14 protein-coding genes are annotated in these 24,391 nt (G+C 38.9%); all 14 read right to left on the bottom strand.

Going from position 1 to position 24,391, the window contains the following annotated elements; translation table 11 throughout:
* Positions 1-63 precede the first annotated feature (63 nt).
* Positions 64-2,691, bottom strand: a complete 2,628-nt coding sequence (locus AC52CF_RS12545) for a glycoside hydrolase family 3 C-terminal domain-containing protein (RefSeq protein ID WP_496517224.1) — start codon at positions 2,689-2,691, stop codon at positions 64-66.
* Positions 2,692-2,903: 212 nt separating this feature from the next.
* Positions 2,904-5,633 (bottom strand): T9SS type A sorting domain-containing protein, encoded by a 2,730-nt coding sequence (locus AC52CF_RS12550; protein ID WP_496517225.1) that lies wholly within the window; start codon positions 5,631-5,633, stop codon positions 2,904-2,906.
* Positions 5,634-5,894: 261 nt separating this feature from the next.
* Entirely contained in the window at positions 5,895-8,417 is a 2,523-nt protein-coding gene (locus AC52CF_RS12555) for a glycosyl hydrolase 115 family protein (protein ID WP_214589418.1), read from the bottom strand.
* Between the two features lie 241 nt (positions 8,418-8,658).
* The gene (locus tag AC52CF_RS12560) at positions 8,659-10,599 is read right to left on the bottom strand and encodes a glycoside hydrolase family 97 protein (RefSeq protein ID WP_290261463.1); all 1,941 of its coding nucleotides are present in this window, start codon (positions 10,597-10,599) and stop codon (positions 8,659-8,661) included.
* Positions 10,600-10,601: 2 nt separating this feature from the next.
* Positions 10,602-11,969: a glycoside hydrolase family 43 protein gene (locus AC52CF_RS12565; RefSeq protein ID WP_496517226.1), complete on the bottom strand. Its 1,368-nt coding sequence runs from the start codon at positions 11,967-11,969 to the stop codon at positions 10,602-10,604.
* A 24-nt stretch (positions 11,970-11,993) separates the two neighbouring features.
* Complete coding sequence (locus tag AC52CF_RS12570) at positions 11,994-13,922, bottom strand: alpha/beta hydrolase-fold protein (protein WP_214589415.1); 1,929 nt, start codon at positions 13,920-13,922, stop codon at positions 11,994-11,996.
* Positions 13,923-14,224: 302 nt separating this feature from the next.
* Complete coding sequence (locus AC52CF_RS12575; RefSeq protein ID WP_214589414.1) at positions 14,225-15,835, bottom strand: glycoside hydrolase family 43 protein; 1,611 nt, start codon at positions 15,833-15,835, stop codon at positions 14,225-14,227.
* Between the two features lie 211 nt (positions 15,836-16,046).
* Positions 16,047-17,768, bottom strand: coding sequence for a glycoside hydrolase family 43 protein (locus AC52CF_RS12580; protein ID WP_214589413.1), 1,722 nt, complete (start codon positions 17,766-17,768; stop codon positions 16,047-16,049).
* A gap of 128 nt (positions 17,769-17,896) precedes the next feature.
* Complete coding sequence (locus AC52CF_RS12585) at positions 17,897-19,186, bottom strand: MFS transporter (protein WP_214589412.1); 1,290 nt, start codon at positions 19,184-19,186, stop codon at positions 17,897-17,899.
* Between the two features lies 1 nt (position 19,187).
* The gene (locus tag AC52CF_RS12590; RefSeq protein ID WP_214589411.1) at positions 19,188-19,826 is read right to left on the bottom strand and encodes a bifunctional 4-hydroxy-2-oxoglutarate aldolase/2-dehydro-3-deoxy-phosphogluconate aldolase; all 639 of its coding nucleotides are present in this window, start codon (positions 19,824-19,826) and stop codon (positions 19,188-19,190) included.
* Positions 19,823-20,830, bottom strand: coding sequence for a PfkB family carbohydrate kinase (locus AC52CF_RS12595; RefSeq protein WP_214589410.1), 1,008 nt, complete (start codon positions 20,828-20,830; stop codon positions 19,823-19,825). Before AC52CF_RS12595 ends, AC52CF_RS12590 begins: the two co-directional genes overlap by 4 nt.
* Positions 20,831-20,832: 2 nt before the next feature.
* Positions 20,833-22,251, bottom strand: a complete 1,419-nt coding sequence (gene uxaC, locus AC52CF_RS12600; protein ID WP_496517227.1) for a glucuronate isomerase — start codon at positions 22,249-22,251, stop codon at positions 20,833-20,835.
* A gap of 17 nt (positions 22,252-22,268) precedes the next feature.
* Positions 22,269-23,084, bottom strand: a complete 816-nt coding sequence (locus AC52CF_RS12605) for an SDR family oxidoreductase (RefSeq protein ID WP_214589408.1) — start codon at positions 23,082-23,084, stop codon at positions 22,269-22,271.
* Positions 23,085-23,203: 119 nt separating this feature from the next.
* Positions 23,204-24,382: a mannonate dehydratase gene (gene uxuA, locus AC52CF_RS12610; RefSeq protein ID WP_214589407.1), complete on the bottom strand. Its 1,179-nt coding sequence runs from the start codon at positions 24,380-24,382 to the stop codon at positions 23,204-23,206.
* Between the last annotated feature and the right edge of the window lie 9 nt (positions 24,383-24,391).

Consider the following 24,391-nt stretch of genomic DNA (forward strand, 5'->3'; position numbering starts at 1 on the left):
TTTTTTACTGATAAACCTTATAGATTTTAAAAACCTATAAGGTTTCGCGGTTCTTATAGCTGATTAATTAACTTTCATTTGAATACTTTTTAACCCGGATTCCTCAGAAGTTCCGCCATAGAAAATGGTGTAATCTCCAGCTTTTGGAGCTAAATCATCTGCTTTTTCATCATAAAATTTGAAAGAATCATTAGAAATCATAAGCTGAACATTTTTGGTTTCACCTGCTTTGATGAACACTCTTTCGAACGCTCTCAAAGTCTTTACAGGAGCTAAAACATCGTTATTTCTTTTTACATATACCTCAACAACCTCTTCACCGTCACGTTTTGAAGTATTTTTAACAGGAATGGTAATCATCAGATTTTCAGTTGCAGTAATCGTATTCTTACTCAATATAGCATCACCATAATTAAATTTTGAATAACTCAACCCATGTCCAAAAGCATACAAGGGTTTTTCGGTCATATAACGGTAGGTTCTTCCCTGCATATCGTAGTTTTCAAAACCTTGATGTTTAGCTGTTTTAGAAAGATTATTATCGAGCTGTTCCAGATTTTTGTAGAATGTAACCGGCAATCTTCCGGACGGATTGTAATCTCCCGCAAGAACATCCGCAACCGCCGTTCCTCCCGATTGTCCGCCATACCATGCGTTCATTAAAGCATCATAATTTTTTTCATCCTGCTCCAAGCCGAGTGAGCTCCCCGTACAAAGGACAAAAACAACAGGTTTGCCCGTCTTGTGCAATTCAGCTAATAAATCACGCTGAACTTTCGGTAAATCAATGGACGTTTTATCACCACCTTTGAAGCCTTCTGCATTCACCATCATTTCTTCACCTTCCAGACTTGGCGAAAGTCCGCCTGCAAAAATAATGACCTCAGCTTCTTTCACCTTTTCTCTAACGGCAGCAAAATTGACCGGATCTTTTCTGTATACATCGAAAGTGATGCTTACATATTTTCCTTTTTGAGTGTGTCTTAATTCAATGTTATATTCTTTTCCTTTTTCCATTTTCACAGGAAATTCTGAAGGATGTCTTGCATCAGGACCTTTTCTTGTGGCGATTTCTTTTCCGTCAACAAAAAGTGTATAAACATCGGATGTTGAAGGTGAAAGAATGACATCGCCGGTGTAAGAACTTTTGAAAATGCCGGAAATAATCGCCGATGTATTTTCCCTTCCCACATTGGGAGCAAGCTGGGTTCCGCCGAAACTGTTATAATTGATTCCGCTTTTATTGACTGAAATATTAGCCGGAGTTCCTTTGAATTCATTGTTGTTGAAAAACGCTACTTTCATTCCTTTTTCGCCATTTTTCTGTCTTAAAAAGTTTTGGTAAAGCGAAGTTCTGGAAGATGGATCGGCAACTTCGGTTCCTTTTTCATAAATAATTTCAGCATTAGGAAATTTGGTTTTAATTCCATCTAAAATTGTTACAATGGATGAAGGTGTTCCGTTGTAATTTCCCAACTGCATCAGTTCGTCATCTGCATTGGGACCAATGACTGCGATTTTTTTGATGTTTTTATTCAAGGGCAAAACATTCTTCTCATTTTTCATCAATACAATTGATTTCTGAGCCATTTTTAAAGCCTGTTTTTTATGCTCTTCAGAATCCACAACGGAATATGGAATGGAGTTCCAGTGAACCGAAGATTTTGGATCAAGCATTCCCAATTCAAACCAGCCTTTCAGAATTCTGCGCATAGAAACATCCAGATCTTTTTCTGTGATTAAACCACTTGCTAAAGATTTGTTTAAATTATTGTAGGTATCACCACATTCTAAATCTGTGGAGTGTTTCAGCGCATCTGCAGCGGTACTTTTCTCATCGGGATGTGTTCCGTGGTATTGTTTCTGGTAAAAATCTGCCAAAGCCCAACAATCGGAAACGACCATTCCGTCGTAGTTCCATTTTCCGCGGAGAATTTCTGTCAATAAAGTATTGTTCGCACAGCAAGGCTGTCCATCAAACGCATTGTAAGCACACATCACTTCCCTTACATTTCCTTCTAAAACCAAAGCTTTGAAAGCCGGAAGATAAGTTTCATACAAATCTCTTTTAAAAACTTCTGCGTTGTAAGAGTGCCTGTTCCATTCGGGACCGCTGTGAACGGCGAAGTGTTTTGCGCAGGCATGCGTTTTAAAATATTTCGGATCATTTCCCTGCAAACCTTTCACAGCCGCAACGCCCAAAACAGAAGTTAAATAAGGATCTTCACCATAGGTTTCCTGACCTCTTCCCCATCTCGGATCGCGGAAAATATTAATATTCGGGGTCCAGAACGTCAAACCTTCATAACGTCCGGTTTTTTGAGACTCATCAAAAGATCTGTTGTATTTTGCCCTTGCTTCGTCTGAAATCATTTCAAAAGTTTTAAAATGTTCCGGAACATCCCACGCTGCAGCCATTCCGATTGCCTGAGGAAAAACCGTTGCAGTTCCTGCTCTTGCAACACCGTGAAGCGCCTCATTCCACCATCCGTAACCGGGAATATCCAATCTGGGAACGGCTTTTGAATTATCCATCATCATTCCGATTTTTTCATCAACTGTTAATAATCCGAGAAGGTTTTCGATCCTCTGTTCTACGGGAAGACCGGGATTCTGGAAAGGATATTTAAAATTCTGTGCGGAGGATACTGCACAAATAAAGATTGATATATTTAACAGAATTTTTTTCATTTTTATTACAACAAAATATTTTATGGTTAAAAATCTTTAATTATTACAGGGTACATTCAGCTAATTCTGTAACAAAAACAAATATAAGATTCTATATTATATAAATGTATAAATAACACTTATTATTTTCGAGTAATGATTTTTATTGAATAAAACAAAGCCATCAAAATATCAGACTGATGATGGCTTTGATGAATTAACTGATATACAGATTATTGTTTAATAAATTTCTGTGATGATATTTTTTTGTTTGGTGATGAAATTTCAATAAAGTAGGTTCCTGCAGAAAGGTCGCTGATTCCGATACGGTTTTTCCCTGCTGTCATTTTCAATCCCGATTTCACCAAGCCTCCTCTTGCATCATAAATTTTAGCCGTTGCATCCTGAGTTTTTAATTCAACAAAAATTTCCGTTTTTGCAGGATTAGGATAAAGCTTTATAGCATCTTTCTGCAGACTGTTTTCCTGTGCAGCCAATACAGAAAAATTGAGAGGGATCATATTTGCGGAATATACATTTTCTTCCGTGAGGTATGCTCTGAAAGGATTAATCATCGGTTCGTTTCCTGCAACAACTTTATAAAAGCCTGTTACTCCGCTTTCTGTTTTCAGAACATAACTGTTAGCCGGAACTTTTATGGTGTGATAGACTCCGTTCATCTGATTTACCGTAATGGCTTTCGGCGTAGAAACGTTCCCTGTACCTGTAAAAGTATAGTTTCCTGTCGCATTCACAAGTACCGGAGTATTAGCAGGAATTGTTCCACCAGAAATCTGGGTTCCCGAAACTGCTGTTGCGCCCGGTGACATAAGATATACCGATACTCCTGAAGGAATATTGGCTTCAAAAGGTAACAATAAAGTCTCATACCCGTTAAAAGTTCTGCTGTAAGAAGCTGATGTCGTGCTGAAATTAAACGGAACCTGAAAATCTTTGCCCAAATCTGAAAGGACAAGATTGGAACATGCCATTCCGGAAATAACATTGTTTGACGTTGAATTTACACCGGAATTCACATAAAATATGTTGTTTGAATTTACACTTACAGGCTGCCAGTTATTTGAAGGGGTAATTCCCGCAGTCGTCCTGAAATCCAGCGAGGTAAAGTAGCCATTTTCGAGTGCATCCATAAGGTTACTGTCACTGTCTGAATAGGTTCCGCCAAATTTTGAAGCAATTTCGTTGCCTACATTAAAATAAACATCTCCTAAATTTAAGGTAAGAACGGAACTGTAGTTAGAATTTCTAAGTCCTAAAATTCCTTTGCATCCGTCGGTAAGCACCTGTCTCGAAATATCAAGGGTAATATCAAAATTTCCTCCTGCCGGAAAATTGATCCTTCCGTAGTTGAAAGATTTTGCAATACCCTGACTGTTGATATAATACAGAGCCGTATTATCTGAATAGCTTTGTCCGGCTGTGGTGTAGCTGTTAACGTGTAAAATTAGTTTGTTAAATCTGTCATTCAACTGAAGATAACCGTTTGAAGCAGTCATATTATTACTGATCAAAGGACTTGGATTGGAAAATGTTACCGTTGTATTACTGATGTTAAAAGCAGTTCCGAAAGCGGAATTGGTGGTTGTTTGTGTTTCAATTTTATTGTAATGAACATTTCCGCCTGTCATCAGAGAAACCGGTCTGTCGCCACTTTTATTGAATACGAAAGTCATGACGCTGGATGGAGCGATATCCGCTCCGGGACGGAAAGTGGGTGTACTGAATGAAATCGGCGTGGTCACCATATTGGAAGAAGCATTTGTGAGTACTTTTGTTCCCGATGTGGTATAGAATGGCAGATCAACCTTCAGATTATAAGTATTGGCAGAAGAATTAATCACCATTAAAACAATCTGGTTACCATCTGCGGAAATATAGGAAGATCCTTGTAAAGTTCCGGTTTTATCGTCCCATTTGGCATCAATTCTTGTTTTTCCCGTTACATATTTTGCATAATGGGACAGAATATAGCCTCTTTTAGACATTACTCCTGTTGGTGTTCCGTAAGTTCCGTCGCCCATTAACCCGTAATATCTTTTTGAAGCATAATGAATCCACGCATTGATATTACCGAGCATGGAATTATTGATGCTTGAAGCAAAGTTAAAAGCATCAAGATTCCAGCTAAAATCACGCGGAGTCTGGCTGCCGGAGTTCCAATTAATCAGATACTCTGTCTGCCAGATTTCTTTATTATAATTCTGGAACTGTTTGTAAGCCGACTGCATTAATCCGTACTGGTGTCCTCCATAAACTTCGAAATTAGCCATAGTAGCAGTATTCAGCATGGCATTGGCAAAGTTATCGGTAAAACCTACACTTTCCGGTGCAATCACTTTGCAGTTGATAAGATGTCCGTAATCTTTTACAAAAGTCGCTATCTGAGTCGGAGTCCAGATACATCCCTGATATTGAGCCATTTCGTCCGGTTCATTCTGAATGGAGATATAATCCAGATCCACTCCATTTGTTTGTAAATAGGTAACGAAACTGTTGAGATACAATGCATAATCCTGATAATTTTCAGGTTTCAAATATCCGATCTGCTGGACTCCGTTGGCATCTGTATAAACAGCATTCACATGGTTATTGGTTTTCCAGGCTGCGGGCATTGTCCACGGACTTGCGAAAATAGTAAGCCCCATTGATTTTGCTAATTGTGCCGTTGGTAATACAGCACTCCAGTTGCTGCTGTCTTCCGGAATATACAGCCTCATGATATTATAGCCTCCTTCACTTCCTGTTCCCCAAAGCGTCTGAATTTCGGAAGTCGTCATATGATTATAAGCGAATTGCGGACTGCAGACAAATCCTCCGAATCCTTTTATTTTCTGGTACGAGGTATTTTTATCGATTTTAACGGTGGTAAGCTGTCCGTAAAAAAAACAGCTAACAAGCAGAAAAATAGATTGAATTGCTAAAAAGTTTAAACGTTTTTTCATAATGTTTTAGTTTTAATTTTGATCATTTTTCAGTAAAGTATGGAATATACAATCCCCTTCAAGACGGTTTATTATTGAAAAACCATCAAGAAAATTCCCTGAACTGTATCAGGCAGCGGGTTTAAATAAAGTTTTGTTACAAAGCCTCTGCTGTTTTCCTTGTCCTGTATTTGCTGAAAACAATATTTAAAAAAAGAGAATGACAAATTGGATTAATGTTTCATAAGCAAAGCATTGATTGTTGTTACTATTTGCTGATTTTCAGTGAAGAATTTCACTTTCGGGTGCACCCAGATAAGAAGGCTGTAAACCTCCCGTATTGATCAGTATTTTTTCCAGAACGATCCCAGGCTCCAAAACACGGAATCGCAGCGTATATTTTCCGGGTTGGGAAATCTGGTGTTTCGTTGCGGACTTTATGATATGTTCGGATTGCCATCTTCCCAATTCGCCTCTGTAATGACCATTGAAATTAACTATCTGCGGCGTTTGATTATCAAAAGAAATTTCATAACGCAGTCCTTTGTTGTGATTAAAATTCAAAGTCGGCGCCAATAACAACTGGACTTCGAATTCGCCTTTGGATTCAAAATTCATATCATATTCCAGATAAATATTTTCATCCGCTTTTGGATAGGCATTCTGTGGAAAGGTAGTCACGCCGGATTTAGTTTTACCAAAATCCGGAATCACTTCCCAATGAATTCGGTCTGAATGGCTGGTTCTCGCAAAATTTTCCGCTTCTATCGAAATATAGCTGTTTTTCTCCTGAAATATTTTTTCTTTGGAAGCGTTATCATCATATACATAGGTTACTTCAGGCATTATATTTTCTTTTCCGTCTGCCCAGGTTTTGTATCCTATTCTCATCTGATCCATCATGTGTTTCCATTTCCCGCCGGCAATTTCATTGTTGTATTTATGATCCAGATATGCATTTCTCTCAAAGCATTCTTTTACCTTGTCCGCAAAATAATTTGCTTTTAAATCGTATCTGGCAGCCAATTCCTTGTTTTTTGCAACGGCATAATACATTTCATACAAATTGCTGCATGCATCGATAGGATAAAGAACTAACTGATAATAGGCATCATGATATTCTGCAGGGATCTGCTCTTTCAGGCGCAATGCATCAACAGCCAATGCTCTGTAATCATTTAAAACAGTTTCGAATTCATGGTAGTTTTCCAGACTGTATGTTTTGCTGTCCAGTGTTTCCGGTGTAACGCGACGGTTGTATTTTGCATACAGATTAATCATTCCCGCAATTTCTCCGGCGTGTTTTTCACCAAACTGCTGTGCTGCCCATTTTTCGGTATATTTTAAAAGATTTTTTGAATTGAACTGCTTCGGATTCCATGCCATTTCAAGGAAAAAACTGATAGGAAATTCCATTGGCTTCAAATCTCCGACATTTACCACCCAAACTTTATCCACTTTATGTTCGTAGGAAAGATTCATCTGTTCCCAAATCCTCTGAATTGGATTGATATTGATCCATTTTGAATTTCTCGGTCCGCCCACATAATCGAAGTGGTAGTACATTCCGTAACCGCCTTTGTGCAAAGGTTTTGAAAGATCCGGAAGTTTTCTCACATTTCCCCAGTTATCATCACAGAATAATAAAATTACATCATCCGGAACTCGCATTCCTTTGTCGTAATACTCCTGAACTTCTTTGTACAAAGCCCAAACCTGAGGTGTTTTTTCTGCTTTTTTACCGGTCACCTCAGCAATGATTCTTCGCTGGTCTTTCACTACTTTTTCCAGAAGGGAGATGTTCGTTCCCTCTCCCATCGCTTCATCACCGTCGCCGCGCATTCCCACTGTGACTAATTTTTCCCAGTTTTTGCTTCTTTCAAGCCCCAATTTCCAGAATTCCTGCAAAACTTTTTCATTTTTGGAATAATCCCAGACATTCGGTAAATTATTCTTCTTAATGTACCGATGCCAATCGGTCTGAGCCTGAGCCATCGGTTCGTGGTGTGAAGTTCCCATAATAATTCCCATTTCATCGGCTAAAGGTCCGTTCAAAGGATCATCGTCATAGAAAGCTTTTCCCCACATGGCTGGCCAGATGTAATTGCCTTTCAGCCTTAAAATCAGCTCAAAAACTTTCTCGTAAAATTTAGAATTGATTCCTCCAAAAGTTGTTCTCGCCCATCCTCCCAACGAAGGTTCTTCGTCATTCAGAAAAATTCCTCGGTATTCTACTGCAGGTTCTCCGTCTGTATACATTCCTTTTTTAAAATATAAGTTTTCCTTTTTCTCAACCGGAACATCTGCCCAGTAATACCATGGCGAAACCCCGATTTGCTGAGACATTTCATAAATGCCGTAAATGGTTCCTCTTTTGTCGCTTCCGGCAATGACGATTGCTTCAGAAAGGCCGGGAAATGGATGGCTTACATTCTGAATGATGTATTTTTCATTTTTTCCGGTTAAAGATTTTCCGTCGATTTTTTTCTGTTTAATGAGATCATCAACTACCGATTTTGTTCCTACTGTTCCGATGATGATTAAAGGAGAATTCATTTCCGAAACCTGATTCAATATATTGGGTTCACTTCCCGTTACCTTAAGAAAATCGGACTGCAGATTTTTAACTGCTCTTAAAATTCCATTATCCATTCCGGAGGTGAAAAGAATCGAAAGAGGGACTGATCTTTCTTTTAATACAATTGTTTCCGAATTTTTTTCTTTGCTGATGAACGGTTCTGTTGCATTGAGTTGTAAACAGCATCCGAATACCATGACGAGAAAAAACATTTTTATCTGATTCATAATCTTTTATTTTCTATTTAAATAAAATTTGAATGGCTTATCAAATTGAACCCTTTCAGGGTTCGGATTTATCCATATCTCTTTCCATAGATTTGTACCTATGGTTATTGATATTGAATCCTTCGGATTCTTTGAGTGCAGCGAATCTTCCGCAGCCCGACTTGAACGGAGCTCTTTTTGCCGCAGCAAAGCGGAGGCAAAAAAGCGGGAGTGGAAGGCGGAAAAAGCTGCCCAAAACCAATTAATTTCTCAAAACAAATCCTCCGTTTGGCTGAATTTCTACAGTGAAATCACCTTTTTTACTCACTTTTATTTCTTTTTCTGATGAATTTCCCTGAGCATTGTCATTAATGAATTTTACCGTTTTTCCGGCGAACATCGGAAGACTGATTTTCAATTTTTTTACCGTTTTTTCTGCATTAATTCCGGCAACATACCATTGATTCTGATGTCTTCTTGCGATCACGGAATATTTTCCGGGATAACCGTCTATAAAAACGGTTTCATCCCAAAGTGTCGGGATCTTCTTCATAAAATCAAGCTGAAATTTTGGGGCATCGTTCAGATTGTTCGGTGTTATCCCAAACATCTGAACCGGATTCTGAAACAGAACCGCCGTTGCCAACTGAAAACTGTCTGTTGTGTATCTTTTATTCTTGTCTTTGTTGGATTTCGTTAAATATTTATTGAGAAAAGTCCCGCCAAACTCCATACTTCCGACGGTATTTCTGATGAAGGGATGCAGCGAGGCGAAAAAAGCTTCCTGTTTGCGGATATCTTCGGAAAAATAGAGCATTTCGGACGCTAAAACTGCCTCACTTCCTGCATAATTCGGATACATTACTTCCCAGCCTCTCGGTAATGTTGCTCCGTGAAAAATAATTTTTAACCCAAAATCATTGGCATCGGAAAGGATGTCTTCATACAGACGTATTGTTTCCTGTTTATCACCACCGAAAAAATCGACTTTCAGCCCTTGTACTCCTGCTTCTTTCAGCCATTTCATTTCTTTTTTGCGTTCTATGGAGGAACTCATTTTGTTTCTCGGTCCCATCGGCGCATCATTGGAAGCACCGTTGGAATTGTACCAAAGCAATACACCTACATTTTTGGATCTGGCATATTGAATGAGGTCTTTCATTCTTTCTCTGCCAATGTTTTTGTCCCAAAGTGCATCAATCAGAATGTATTCATACCCCATTTCTGATGCTAAATTGATAAAAAGGCTTTGATCTTCGTAATTCATACTGTTGTCCTGCCATAAAATCCAGCTCCAGGTTGATTTTCCGAAGGTATATTTCTGTGAGGGTTCATACATTGGCTCCACAACGTCAAAAGGAATCGTGGTTTCTACAATCGGTTTTAAAGAATCGCCAATGGTGATGGTTCTCCATGGCGTTTTTCCCGGAAGTGAAATGGATGCTCCTGTACTTCCAAATCCATTGTTTTCAGCTTTATTCGGGTAAGCAACCTGATAAAGATTTTTTTCCGGGTTTGTATCCAAATGAGAAGCGCAGTAGAGACTGTTTACACCAGTTTCAGACAATAAAATCCATCCATCGTTTCCGACATGAAACAATCCCGGAAAAACATAACCATAATCGGCTTTTGTTCCTAATTCTGCATCAGCTTTATATCCACTTTCGTAGCTTGGTGCCGTTCTGGCAAAACCTGTCATCGGCTTCATCATCGGAGAAAGGAAAGTTGTGGTTTGAGCCGGGAATCTGTAGCCTGTAGTTTCTGACTGTACGACCGCACTTAAATGGTCTTTCATCGACTGAATTTCATATCTGAAAGCCAGATTGTTATTGCTCACCTGAAATTCGATTCCCATCGTGAAATTGTCTGCATTGGTAAAATTGACTGTCAAAGTATTTGCTGTATAACTGACTTGTGATTTCTTGATTTTCTCGTTGGTATATTTTTTAGAAACCTTATCTTTTTTACTATCAACGAATTTCAAATTTTCAGAAAAATCAGATTCATTGGTAATCAGACCTAAAGGAGATTTTTCCAACATTATTTTTCCCTCAAAACTAAGATTGTAAAGAGCTTTTCCGTTTTCAGCAAAGACATTTAATTTTAATTTTCCGTCGGGGCTTGAGATTTCTGCGACCTGTGCAAAACCTGAAATTCCGGTGAGGAACAACAACAATATGGAGAGGTAGGATATTTTAATCATAATCAGTTATTTTCAAGAAAAGTCCAATAATCGAAAAACATAATATCTTTAGGTGCTTTTCCATTAAATACAAAATACACATCGTGAACGCCGGTAATTTTTTCCTTCAGTTCTGTTTTCACGGTTTCCCAACGGTCGTCTCCGCCGGTTAAAGGGACTTTTACCGTGGCAACCAATAGTCCGTTAATACCGTCCAGATGAACATCCATTATCACGTCACTGCTGTGTGTTGTTCCCACTCTTGCTGAAAATGTAGCGGCTCCTTTTCTGCCAAAATCCACATTTTTCACACTGGTGTAAGCGCCGCTTTTTTTTGCTTTGATAAAAACGCCTGCTGCTTTGTTCTGATAAGATTTCACATTTTCTGACCATGCAATTGTTTCCGCCTGATTAAATGAGTAAGGATTAATGGCTGCAATGGCTTTGGTTATTCCACTCGTCATTTTGATGGGTACAACCGAGCCGTCTTTATTAAAACTGAGTTCTTCCACACTTACGGATCTTGTAAATCCGCTTCCTCCCGGCAAAGCGCCGTTGTGATAAAAAAAATAGGTTTTTCCTCTGAAATCAACAATTCCGGGATGATTGGTAAACGATTTCCCTTCGGTTGGCATTACAATTCCGCCGTATTTCCATGGACCTTTTGGGCTTTTGCTTGTGGAGTAGCCTATGAATTCAGGAAGCGGACCGCCCGGCCAGAAGAGATAATACAGATCTTTTCTTTTATATAACCAAGGTCCTTCCTCATATTTTGTCGGTCTTTCAGGATTTTCTTTTCCGTCTCTTTTCCCGAAAGATTCTTCTGTCATGGGAACTTCAACAATCTCGCCGGAGTAAGAAATCATGTCCTGATTCAGTTTTACATATTTGAGTTTCGGATTTCCCCAGTACATATGCGCCCGTCCGTCGTCATCAATAAAAACCGTCGGATCGATGTCGCCCCATTCGCTTTGCACAAGAGGTTTTCCAAGCGGATCATGAAACGGCCCGAACGGACTGTCTCCCACCGCAACACCAATCGCTCCTTTATTATTGGTTTTAGACCACATCGGAACGTATATAAAAAATTTACCGTTTCTTTCCACGCACTGTGCCGCCCACGCATCACGTTTTGCCCAGTCGAAGTCGCTGTAGGAAAGGATTGTTCCGTGGTCGGTCCAGTTCACCATATCGTTGGTGGAATAAACTCTCCAGTCGTTCATCGTGAACCATGTAGAATCATCTTCATCATGGGTAGTGTAAACATAAAGCCTGTCATTGTACACCATCGGAGCCGGATCGGCGGTATAGTTGGTCTGAATAATAGGATTCTGCGAATATAATATTCCTGAAAAGCCTATCAGACAGATATTTAACATTATTTTTTTCATTTTTAATTGACTTTGGATACGATTTTACTCTTTAAAAAGCCCTTGCGCAAACTCACAGAGACTGTTTCTCCAAACCGGCCATGTATGACCTCCAGGATAATCTGTATAAGAATATTTAATTCCGATTTTATCCAGTTCTTTCAGCATTTTCTGACCGTTTTCATAGGCGATATCGTCTTTTCCACCCATTGAAATCCAAAAATTTCTGATATTGGATGAAAAGGCAGATTTATTTTCCGTTAAAAATTTATACTGCTTGTCGGCAACGTCCTGAAGCGCAGGCAGCATATATCCTGAACTGAAAACGCCTAAACCTGAGAACATCTCGGAATTCTGAATTCCTGTATATAATGTATAGATTCCACCCATAGAAAGTCCTGCCAAAGCTCGATTTTCCTTGCCTTTTTTAATTCCGTAATTGGTTTCTGCAAACGGAATGACAGATTCTTTCAGTTCTCTTTCAAAAAGCTGAAGATTGCGTTCGCCGAAATTTCGGATTCCTGCCTGTCCGATATTGGCATCGGGCATAATGATAATCATTTTTTTTGCTTTTCCTTCTGCAATCAGATTATCCAGAATAAGATTGGCTTTGCCCTGTTTTGCCCAGCCGCTTTCATCTTCGCCTCCGCCATGTAAAATATACAGTGCGGGATAAGATTCGGAGGAATTCTGGTCGTAACCCGGCGGTGTGTAAATGAAGACTCTTCTCCATGAATTGGTGACTTTGGAATAAAAATTTTTAATGCGGATGTCCCCGTGAGGAATGTCTTTTAAAGCATAAAAATCATCTCCTTCAAAAGGAATATCGATTCCACTGGCGTATCTTCCCATTCCGTAAAATGTTTCGCTGGAGGGATCTGCAACCGCAACACCGTCAATCAGCAGGGAATAGTAATGAAAACTTCCGCTTTGAGGATCTGTTGTGCCTGTCCAGAATCCATCGAGATCTTTTTTCAGGTCATATTTTTTTCCCAAATCGATCTGTACTTTTTGTGCTTCCGGAGCTTTGATTTTAAACATCACTCTTCCGTCGGGAAGAATTTGAGGATACTGTGCATTCCTAATATTGGTTGCTGCGGGTGTTCCTAAAACCGTAAAATTACTAAACTGAGATTTGTCGACAGGCTTGAATAAAAGCTGTGAAAAAATATATAAATCGTTTTTCCAGACCTTAAAATCGTGACCGCCCGGTTCGATGTAAAAAATATGGGGGATTTTGTTTTTTTTGAGATAGTCGCTGGTTCTTTTACTGAAAGGCATCAGTCCGTCCGCATCGCCACAGGAAATAAAAATAAGTTTCAGCTTCAGGGCATCCTGCGGATTGGGTAAAAGCTGACCAGGCTCTTTTGTATTGGGAGCTGAAGAAAATGCACCCAACCATGCAAATTTATCCATATTTCCGAAGGCGAAATTCTGGGTTTGTCCGCCTCCCATTGAAAGCCCTGCCAAAGCGCGGTTTTCTCTGTCTTTTTTAACCGGATATTTTTTTTCTACAAAGGGAATGAGGTCATTCAGCAGATCTTTTTCGAAGGTTGCAAATGCTTCTACTTTATCCGGAGCCATAATATTTCCTGTTGCTCTGTCATTCTTCATTGCTCTTCCGTTCGGTAAAACAACAATCATCGGCTGCAGTTTTCCCTGTGCGTAGAGATTGTCGAGAATAACATTTGGTTTTCCCTGATTAAACCATTCTTTTTCGTCCCCGCCGATGCCGTGAAGAAGATAAAGAACAGGGTATTTATTTCCTTTTTTGAATCCGGGTGGAGTGTAAATCAGGGCTTTTCTGGTCGTTCCTACCGTTTTTGAGAGATATTGAACCGTATCTATTTTTCCGTGAGAAATTGTAGGATTTTCTACATCAAAACCCTGTGGTGCCTGTTTATCGGAAGTCTGTGCAGAAAAAAGAACTCCGGATAACATGAAAGTGACTGTTAATATAATGGATCTGTTCATGATTTTTATTTGTAATTTTTACACTTATTGATTTTGATAAAAAAATTATTCATTCAAATGGATTTGATTTGTTTTTTAAATTTTATCGTCTGTTTTTATTAACAGTTCGCCTCTACGAGGCTTTGTTTTGGTGACGCAACTTTTTTCTATTAACAGAATGCTCCTACGGAGCTCATATGTCTTTTTAAACAGCGAATCTCTCGTAGCCCGGCTTGAACGGAGCTCTTTTTGTGAGGAGAAACGACGAATAAAAAAGCGGGAGTGGAAGACGGATAAGCTACCCCAAAAATAATCCCACATCATTACTCTGAAATAGTATTGACTCTGAAAAAATCAACATCTACAAAACCACCCAGATTCCTGGTTGCATAATTGAAGATTGCCAACCTGGAACCCATAAAAAATCTTCGGTAATCGAAAATCATTTTGTATCCTTTTTCCATTTCGGTCCAGTTTTTCTGATCGGTACTGTAATAGAAATCTGCGAGATCTTTTCCGAGGTTGAAATCGGCATCAATTCTAAAATAAACGGTATCGGAATTCAGAGGAATACGCTTTTTCTCCTCTTTTTTAACGCTTATAACTGCCTTGGTCTTGTTATCTAAACTGACTGCATCGGATGAAAAAACAATAAATTTTTTACCACCTTCCATTATGACAGACAGAATGCCGGAGTCACCGTTAAAAGCACTGAAACCTGCAACATCGCCGTCTTTCATTCCTTTCACATTTAAAGAAACGATGCCAGTGGATTTAGGACCTTCCATTCTCTGCGTTAAGGTGTTTGGAGCGAGGTATAAATTATCCACTACTCTGCTTGTTTTCAACCGTAGGAAGCCTTTTCTTTCGGATAGAGACCATGCTGAATTGACAGGATTATGATTCCACTGCCATTGTATTTTCATTTTTTTACCTGAAAATTCGTCACTTTCTACCAGATGATTTTTTGGTTTAAATGTCGGAAGCGGAACTTCACCCGTGAAAGGTACTTTTCCGTTATTACCCAAAATTGGCCAGTTGTTTTCCCATTTCACTGGAAGCAAAACCGGAACTCTTCCTACTCCATTCCTGTCCTGAAAGATCAGGGAATACCAGTTGCCATTCTTATCGTCAATCAAAGCGCCTTGTCCGGCATAAGAAAATCCAAGAAAGTTGTCTTCCAGAACGATCTTTTTTTCGTACGGTCCGGTAACTTTATCGGCTCTGTACACTTCCTGACGGCGTTTTCCGCCTCTTGGCCAGGAAATCATCATCATATAATATTTTCCGTCTTTTTTAATGATCTGGTTGCCTTCCAAAAGTCCGGTTTCTGATTCATCTTTCTGAAAGACTTCTGTTCCGTCCTGATTTCCGATAATGGTTTTAAAATCGGGACTCAGCTCAAAAACTTTATTTGAGGTAAAGACATATACCCGATCATCATCATCGAAAAGCAAAGACGCATCGTGAAAATGTCTGGTTCTCGTAATGAGTTTCCAGTTTCCTTTTTCAGGATTGTCGGTAACATAAAAATAGGATTTAAAAGGCTCATCATTAGGAGAAAACAAAACGTAATATTTTCCTTTGTGAAAACGAATTGACGATGCCCACTGTCCACGTCCGTAAACGGTTCCGTTAAGCAAGTCATATTTAGAATTATCATTCAGTGTATCAAAAACATAGCTCAACATTTCCCAGTGTACCAAATCTCTGGAATGCATTACAGGAGCTCCCGGCATCAGATGCATAGTGGTGCTTATCAGATAAAAATCGTCACCATTTCGGGTAATTGATAAATCCGGAGCATCCGCCCAAATGATGGGGTTGGTAAAATGAGTTGTCGTCTTTTCAGAATGATTTATCTGGGCCGAAAGTGGATTCAGCCCGATAAATCCCAAAAAAGAAACTATATAAAATGGTATATTAATTTTCACGTTTTTGCAATTTTGGTTTGGTTTTAATCAATCTAAAAAACTCTTTGACAAGCTCAGTTTGACATTATTGATAATCAATCTGTTGTAAATTCGAATTAGCCTTTTAAAAGCCTGTATGATCTTTTATTTTGGCTAAAGCCGAATTGGCTGTTCTTTTTTTGAAAAACGGGCTAAAGCCCGTTCCAATTCATATTCCGAGTGATTGCTTTTACTATTGATTCGGCACAATGTCATTGGAAGAAGTACTGTATAATCCAATCAGACTTCCTGTAAATCCGCCTGCCACATCGGTAGAAAGGATGTCTCCAGAAACCGGACCGCCGAGATTTTTAAAGTTTCTGCCATCCAAAGAATAGCTGAAGCTGATTTCATCTTTTTCTCCTATTACCTGAAATTTAATATTTTTTGAAAGTGAAATTTTTTCGCTTGCTAACAGTCTGGATTCCCCTTTTTCTGTTCTTTCCAAAACAATGTAGAAATCTTTGTCTTTTTTCGTAATCCCGAAAACGTAGTTGAATCTTTCACTTTGGTAGCAAGTAATTCCTGCCAGTTCTTTTTCGGATTTAGGTTTAAAATCAAGCGTTACAGAGGTTTCAAAATCTTCATGCTGCAATCGGCGGAATAATGCAGAAACAGGAGCTAAAGCTTTGATATTTTTCTCCATAGGATTCACTTTTACCCCCGCTTTTGTAGTGGTGATAAAATTTTCGCGCGGTCCACGCATTGCAATCCAACGGAAATCCAGATTTTTATCGGTTAATTTATCATTATAGGTAAAATTTCCATTCGGGAAAAATCCGTTTTGTCCGGTTTCATTTTTCATTCCTTCCGGCATTTTCAATTTCGGTTTCATCGGAACCAAACCGTTTTGGAATACAGGATATGTTCCGCTCCAGTCAACCGGAAGAATGAAAGTTTCTCTACCTTTATTTACTCGGTTATTGATATTCGGGCGGATTGCTAAAAATACGCCGTACCATTGTCCGTTCGGGCCTTCCACCAAATCTGCATGACCTGCCCAGTCTACTTTTTCTTTTCTGTCTCTTGGAAAGTATCTTTGGGTAAGAATCGGATTGTTTTTAGCCGGAACAAAAGGCCCTTTTGGAGAATCTGCCATAAAAATCACTTCGCTGTGGTTACCTCCGGTTCCGCCTTCTGCACACATCAGGTAATATTTCCCTTTGTATTTGTATAAATGAGGACCTTCGATCCAGATTGGTTTTTGCGAAAGGTCTACTCCTCCGTTCACAATAATTTTGTCTGAACCTGCGACAACCTGGTCTTTTTCCAGATCGTAATCCCACATTTTTATAACGCGATGACCCTGATACTGCTCGGTTCCTTTTGGCGGTGCATCGTTATGAACGATGTAAGCTTTTCCGTCATCATCAAAGAAAATGGCAGGATCAATCCCATCAAAATTCAGCTTTTGTACTTCGCTCCATCCTTTTGCAGGATCTTTGGTTTTCACGACCATATTCCCGACTCCACCCGCAATCTGGGTAGTGATCATATAAAAAGTGTCGTTGTATTTGTTGTATTTGATATCCGGTGCATAAATTCCCTGTGAAACGCCTCCTTTTTCAACTTTAAGCTGGGAAGGTCTGTCGAGAACATGACCGATCTGCTTCCAATTTACCAAATCTTTAGAAGTGAAAATCGGAATTCCCGGAAACATTGAGAAAGAAGAATTTACCAAATAATAGTCATCTCCTTTTTTTGTAATGCTTGGATCGGGATAACAGCCCTGAAGAATCGGGGAGTAAAATTCGTCCGGTTTCAGGGGATTGTCGTTGTATATTTTGTCGTTTCCACGATAGGTAAAATCTGAGAAAGTCTGTGCAGAAAAATGACTTACGGAAAGTAAAGAGGCTGTAGCCAACAAAGTAAGTTTATTTCTTAAAAAAATCGAATGCATTATTCTCTGTCTCATTATTATATTTTTAGATTATTGTTTAATATGGTATTTATGTTTTTTAATCTTGTCAGAAAAATATTGAATCTGACCTTTTTAAATCTTTCAAAGCTGCATTTTATTCCTCACTAAAAGCCGATGTAATTTTAATTCTTGTTTAATTCTTCAGTTACAGATTTCCTATTAATCAGTTTAATGATCAGCCATGCGGCAACATAAGAGATTCCTGCAATAAAGAAAATGATGTTGTATCCTCCATTAATATTTCCTGATTTTTTAAATGTATCCAGAACAACACCAATAAACAGAGGGAAAATAATTCCTGCCGCCGAACCAAGCATTCCGCCAAATCCGATCACGGAACTTACATGGCTATTGGGTAATCTGTCGCCAACCGTTGTCATGAGATTTGCTCCCCAGCCTTGGTGCGCAGCAGTTGCAAACGCAATAACAATGGTTATTATCCACATATTTTCTACATATTTTGAAAACATTACCGGTACTACCATTAATGCAAACAACAGCATCACGATGCTTCTCGCTCTTCCGATCGCCCAGCCTTTTTTAATTAAAAATGATGACAGATAACCGCCGCCAATGCTTCCAATAGTGGTTCCGCTGTAAATAACGATTAATGGAATAGAAGGTTTGGTTAAATCCATTTTGAAAACATCGGAAAAATAAGCGGGCAGCCAAAACATGAAGAAATACCAGATGGGGTCTGTCATTATTTTTCCGATGGCAAATGACCATGTTACTTTGTATTTCAATAATTCTGACAGCGGAATTTTTTCATGAGATTCTGACGGTGTCTGCTGGTCACTTTTAATATATTGAAGTTCTTCCCGGCTTACAAGCTTCGATTTTTCCGGTGTGTAATAGAATTTCCACCAGAGAATAATCCATAATAATCCCAATGCACCAATCCAGACAAAAGTCTGCTGCCATCCGTAATGCCCCAGAATAAAAGGAACCAAAACAGGAGCAAGAATTGCCCCGACCGTTGCTCCCGAATTAAAAATTCCTGTTGCCAAAGCCCTCTCTTTTTTCGGGAACCATTCTGCAACAGATTTTATAGCCGCAGGAAAATTTCCGGCTTCGCTAAGCCCCAAAGACATTCTTGCAACAATAAATCCTATTGTACTCTTCACAAAACCATGTCCTATAGATGCAAGACTCCACACGACCAAAGAAACCGCATAACCAATTTTGGTTCCCACTCTGTCAATAAAACGTCCCATTGCCAGATAACCGAATGCATATGTTGCGGTAAAAGCCATCACAATATAGCTGTAATCTTTTTCGTTCCAATGAAATTCGGTTTCTAATGTTGGTTTCAGCAATCCCATCACCTGACGATCAAGATAATTAATGGTTGTAGCAAGGAAAACCAAAGACAGCATCCACCATCTGAGATTCGTTTTAGGTATCTGCATTTTATTTTGACTTTAACTGAATTAATAATTTTTTAATCTTATCTTTTAATTCTTCGGAAGAAAGATTGGGATTAATCAGAGAGCTTCCGAGTCCTACCGCAATTGTTCCGCCTTCCAGCCAGCTCATAATATCTTCCGGATCAGAGCTGATTCCACCGGTCAGCATAAATTCCATTTCAGGGAAAACAGGAAGGATTGATCTGATGTATTTTTTCCCTACGACATCCGCAGGAAATATTTTTACCATTCTAAGCCCGTTCTGATAAGCAAGATTTATTTCTGAAGGCGTAAAACATCCCGGAATCAGTAAAACATTTCTTTCCGAGGCATTTTTCACGATGGAGTCATCGATCACCGGTGTAATGATAAAGTCTGCACCCGCATTTACGTATTCATTCATCTCTGCTGCATTTTTTACGGTTCCTATTCCTAAGAAAAGTTCCGGAAATTCTGTCGCTGACAGTTCTTTCAGTTTTCTGAAATTTTGTAAAGCAGATGCTCCACGATTGGTATATTCTACAACGCGGATTCCTGCTTTATAAAGCGATTCTACAATGGATTTTGAAACGTCGAAAGATTCATTGTAAAACAATGGAACGATCTTCTGGTCTTTTATTTTCTGTATGATTGTTGAACTCATAAATTTTCGATATTAATCGTTTCGTTGATGGTGTCTCCCTGTACAAAAAGTTTTTTAAAGGCTACTTTTACAGCGTCATTCAGAATTCTCTGGTTCGTATTTCCTTTGATGATTCCGTGAATAAGAGCCGCCATGAAAGAATCTCCGCTTCCTACTCTTTCCAGAATTTTATCAGAATAGTAATGTTCGGAAATGAATAATTTTCCTTCGGAATACAGGGTTGCAAAATAATGAACTTCGTCCCCTTTTGTGAATCTGAAAGTATTGGCAATGCCTTCTACATTGGGATAAGATTTCTGAATTTCCAAAGCCGATTTTTCAGCCTGTTTTAAAAGGTTTTCATCATCAAAATTTCCTTTTAACTCGTATTGGATTGAAATGTCCAGAAATGCCTGAATTGACCATATATTTCCCATTAAAACATTCACAAACGGCATCAGCCTTGAGATTTTATCAAAAGGATTCTGATTCTGCCAAAGAGAAGCCCGGTAATTCAGATCGAGAGAAACTTTGATATTTCTGGCATTGGCTTTCTTCATCAAATCAAAACATTTTTGAAAAGCATTATCGCTCAAAGCCGGTGTAATTGTGCTTATATGAAGCCAGGCTACATCCTGAAAAAGTTCATCATCGGAAAATCCTGAAAAGTCTGATTCTGAAAAAACCGAAGGAAAACGGTCGTAGATCACTTTGGCATTCTGCATATCGCCATCAAAAGGTAGATAAAAGGTTCCCAGTCTGCCAGTTGATTTTTCTGCGAGGATTTCTATTTTTTCCAGATTTAATTTTAATTCCAGCAGATTGCCCAGATAATTTTCCGGTAATGCAGAATACAGAGAAACTTTATTTCCCCATTTGGAAAGAGCGGAAGCCACATTATATTCAGCTCCGCCTATATAAATTTTGACGGACTGATTTTCCAGCCAATTTCCATGAGAATCCGGAGCAAAGTGCAAAAGCATTTCTCCAAAGCATAAAATTTTATTTGAATTTCCCTTATTCATTTTTAAAAGTTGAAGTAATTTTTGGCATTGTAGTAACAGATATCCTGAATTATCGCTCCAACCCATTTTTCGTCATCGGGAAGAAGCCCTTCTTCCATTTCTCTTCCGAACATATTACAAAGCAATCTCCTGAAATATTCGTGTCTGGAAAACGAAAGGAAGCTTCTGGAATCGGTGAGCATTCCGACAAATGTGCTTATTAATCCAATATTCGAAAGTGTGTTCATCTGCTTCTGCATTCCATCCAACTGATCCAGAAACCACCATGCAGCACCGAACTGTATTTTTGAGCGGATTCCGGATTGGTTGAAATTGCCTGCAAGAGAAGCCAGAACTTCATTATAAGCTGGATTTAAATTGTAAATAATTGTTTTTGCAAGTTTGTCTTCGGAATTGAGTTCATCAAAAAGAACACTCATCCTTTGAGCAAAATACCGCTCTCCGATTGCATCAAAACCTGTATTTGCGCCAATACTTTTCAGCATGAGGGAATTGTTATTTCTTGTTGCCCCTACGTGGAACTGCTGAACCCAGCCTTTATCAGAATACATTTTGCAAAGTTCTTTCAAAAGAAATCCGCAAAGCGCATCCGGATTGGAAAATGCAGGTTTGTTGCCTTTCAGAAATTCTGAAAACTCTTTTTCCAGATCTGAGCTCCACTTCGTTGTGTCCGGAAAATATTCAAACCCATGGTCTGAAACTTTAGCTCCAACCTCATCAAAATAATTGATTCTTGACTGAAGTGCATTCAACAAATCGGAAACCGAACTGATATTGATTCCGGAAGCTTTTTCGAGTTTTTTAAGGTTGAGAATATACGATTCGGGATCAATAATATTAATGTAAATATCCGGCCGGAAACTCGGCAGAACGGCTGTACTGAAACCTCCTGCTCTTAATTTTTTATGATGATCCAGCTCATCCGAAGGATCATCTGTTGTACAAAGTGCTTCCACTTTATAATTTCTGAGCAAATTCTGTGGTGTAAAATCAGGTTTCTGTAAGGAATCCTGCATTGAGCTGTAAACATCTGCCGCATTTTTACCTGATAAATATTCTTTAATCCCAAAAGTATTTTTTAACTCAAGATGAGTCCAGTGAAATAGCGGATTCCGAAGCGTATAAGGAACGGTTTCTGCCCACTTAAGAAATTTTTCCTCATCGGCTGCTTTTCCGGAAATGAAGTGTTCATCAATCCCAAAATTGCGCATCGCACGCCATTTGTAATGGTCGCCATCCAGCCATATTGCAGTAGGAGAACGGAAATTCCGGTTATGTGAAATGACATCAGATTCCAGATGATTATGATAATCGATGATGGGCATTCCTTCCGCATAGCCAAAATAGAGGTTCTCTGCTTTTGCTGATCCCAACAAAAACGAATCTCCGAAAATATCTTTATTTTTAATGAAATGACTCATTATTCAATTTAAAAAAATTAAACTCCGCTGAAAGCACTAAAACCTCCATCAACGGGAATTAAAGCTCCGGTGATGAAGCTTGCGGCATCTGAACAGAGAAACTGTACAGTTCCGTTTAACTCTTCCACTTCCCCGAATCTCTGCATGGGTGTTTTGGCAATTACTTTTTTGCTTCTGTCCGTTAAAGATCCATCAGGATTGAGTAAAATAGCACGGTTCTGATCTCCGATGAAAAATCCCGGTGCTACTGCATTTACACGGATTTTATCTCCGAATTTTAAAGCCAGATCGGAAGCCAGCCATTGGGTAAAATTGGTAATTGCGGATTTTGCCGCCGAATATCCGGCGACTCTTGTAATTGCAGAATACGCTGCCATTGATGAAATATTAACAATGCTGCCGCTTTTCTGTTCCGCCATTATTTTTCCGAAAACATAGCTAGGATAAACGGTTCCGTTGATATTAAGAGCAGTAACCTCATCCCATCCGCTGATATTCATGTCGAAAAATGACTGGTCGGGAGATAAGGTTGCTGAAGGAATATTTCCTCCGGCGATGTTCAGTAAAATATCTATTTTACCATATTTTTCGATGATTTTTTCTGATGCCTTTTCCAGACTTTCAATGTTCATTACATTGGCTTCCACGGCAAATGCATTATCTTCTGAACCTGCAAGTTCCTTTACACGGGACTGCAGTGTTTCGTGGTTTCTTCCTAACATCACCACTTTTGCACCGGCTTCGATAAAACTTTTGGCAAGGCTTCCTCCCAAAACGCCGGAAGCTCCTGTAATGACTGCGACTTTATCTTTTATACTGAATATTTCGTTCATTTTTTATTTTTGATGAATGATGGTTGATATTGAACCCTTCGGGTTCGCTGTTCATTGTATTCTGTTTTACATAGGTTTCACCTACGGTATTTGTATTGAACCCTTCGGGTTCTGTCTTACTAAAGTTTTTTGTTCATTTCATTCTGTACGGCTGCCATTACTCCTTCTATCTGTCCTAAAGCCAGCATCCTTCCCAAGAAAGAATATCCCGGATTATAGCCTTTATCTGTATCTTCCGACAATAATCTTCCGTGATCAATTCTCATGGGCAGATCGGGATTTTCTTTTTCAAATACTCTTATTACATCGATTAACTTTCCTCTTCCGCTTAAATGATGTGCTTCAATAAAGTCTCCGTTTTCAAAAACATTGGTGCTTCTGAGATGAACAAATTTTGTTCTGTGAGCAAATTTCTGAGCCAGTTTCGGAACATCGTTTTGTAGATTGGCACTCAAAGAACCTGCACAGAAAGTCAGTCCGTTATAGGAATTGTCTACTGCATTCAGAAACCAGTCGATATCTTCTTCGTTGGTGACAATTCTTGGTAAACCGAGTAATGCGAAGGGCGGATCATCGGGATGAACACACATCTGGATATTCCATTCTTCACAAACCGGCATTATTTTTTCGAGGAAATATTTCAGGTTTTCGCGAAGCTGATTTTTATCAATCCCATCATATAATGCCAGTAAATTGTTAAATTTTTCTACGGGATTTAATTCGCCTTCTTTAATGTTTCCGTTAACGAATCCCTGTGTTTTCACAATAACTGAATCGATCAGATCATGGTTATCTTTTTCTGTGAGTGTATTTTTCAGTTCTTCAACTTTTTGAAGAATTTCCTGAGTGTAATCTTTTTCTGCTCCTTTTCTTTTAAGAATATGAATTTCAAAATAAGCAAATCTTGCTTTGTTAAAGTACAATGATGATGAACCGTCTTCCCACTCATGGAAAAGATCTGTTCTTGCCCAGTCTAAAACCGGCATAAAATTGTAGCAAACCGTAGTTATCCCTGCTTTTCCTAAGTTTTCGAGACTTTTAATATAATTTTCTATTAAAAAATCACGGTCTTCTCCTCCGTATTTGATCGCTTCGCTTACGGGAAGACTCTCTACAACAGACCAGCGAAGACCGTGACTTTCTATATAATTTTTATAATCGTTAACAGCCTCTAAGCTCCAGATTTCTCCGTTAGGAATGTCGTGTAATGCCGAAACAATACCTTCTACACCAATTTGTAAAAGGGTTTGTAATTTAATTTTATCGTTTTTCCCAAACCAACGCCATGTTTTTTCCATACCATTAAA

Source organism: Chryseobacterium sp. 2P (assembly GCF_059579425.1).

Bases quoted from the DNA above. Each gene is read 5' to 3' on its own strand.
- AC52CF_RS12585 (WP_214589412.1), bottom strand. From the start codon at position 19,186: ATGCAGATACCTAAAACGAATCTCAGATGGTGGATGCTGTCTTTGGTT.
- AC52CF_RS12555 (WP_214589418.1), bottom strand. From the start codon at position 8,417: ATGAATCAGATAAAAATGTTTTTTCTCGTCATGGTATTCGGATGCTGT.
- AC52CF_RS12580 (WP_214589413.1), bottom strand. From the start codon at position 17,768: ATGAGACAGAGAATAATGCATTCGATTTTTTTAAGAAATAAACTTACT.
- AC52CF_RS12595 (WP_214589410.1), bottom strand. From the start codon at position 20,830: ATGAATAAGGGAAATTCAAATAAAATTTTATGCTTTGGAGAAATGCTT.
- AC52CF_RS12590 (WP_214589411.1), bottom strand. From the start codon at position 19,826: ATGAGTTCAACAATCATACAGAAAATAAAAGACCAGAAGATCGTTCCA.
- AC52CF_RS12560 (WP_290261463.1), bottom strand. From the start codon at position 10,599: ATGATTAAAATATCCTACCTCTCCATATTGTTGTTGTTCCTCACCGGA.
- uxaC (WP_496517227.1), bottom strand. From the start codon at position 22,251: ATGAGTCATTTCATTAAAAATAAAGATATTTTCGGAGATTCGTTTTTG.
- AC52CF_RS12570 (WP_214589415.1), bottom strand. From the start codon at position 13,922: ATGAACAGATCCATTATATTAACAGTCACTTTCATGTTATCCGGAGTT.
- AC52CF_RS12565 (WP_496517226.1), bottom strand. From the start codon at position 11,969: ATGAAAAAAATAATGTTAAATATCTGTCTGATAGGCTTTTCAGGAATA.
- AC52CF_RS12605 (WP_214589408.1), bottom strand. From the start codon at position 23,084: ATGAACGAAATATTCAGTATAAAAGATAAAGTCGCAGTCATTACAGGA.
- AC52CF_RS12550 (WP_496517225.1), bottom strand. From the start codon at position 5,633: ATGAAAAAACGTTTAAACTTTTTAGCAATTCAATCTATTTTTCTGCTT.
- uxuA (WP_214589407.1), bottom strand. From the start codon at position 24,382: ATGGAAAAAACATGGCGTTGGTTTGGGAAAAACGATAAAATTAAATTA.
- AC52CF_RS12545 (WP_496517224.1), bottom strand. From the start codon at position 2,691: ATGAAAAAAATTCTGTTAAATATATCAATCTTTATTTGTGCAGTATCC.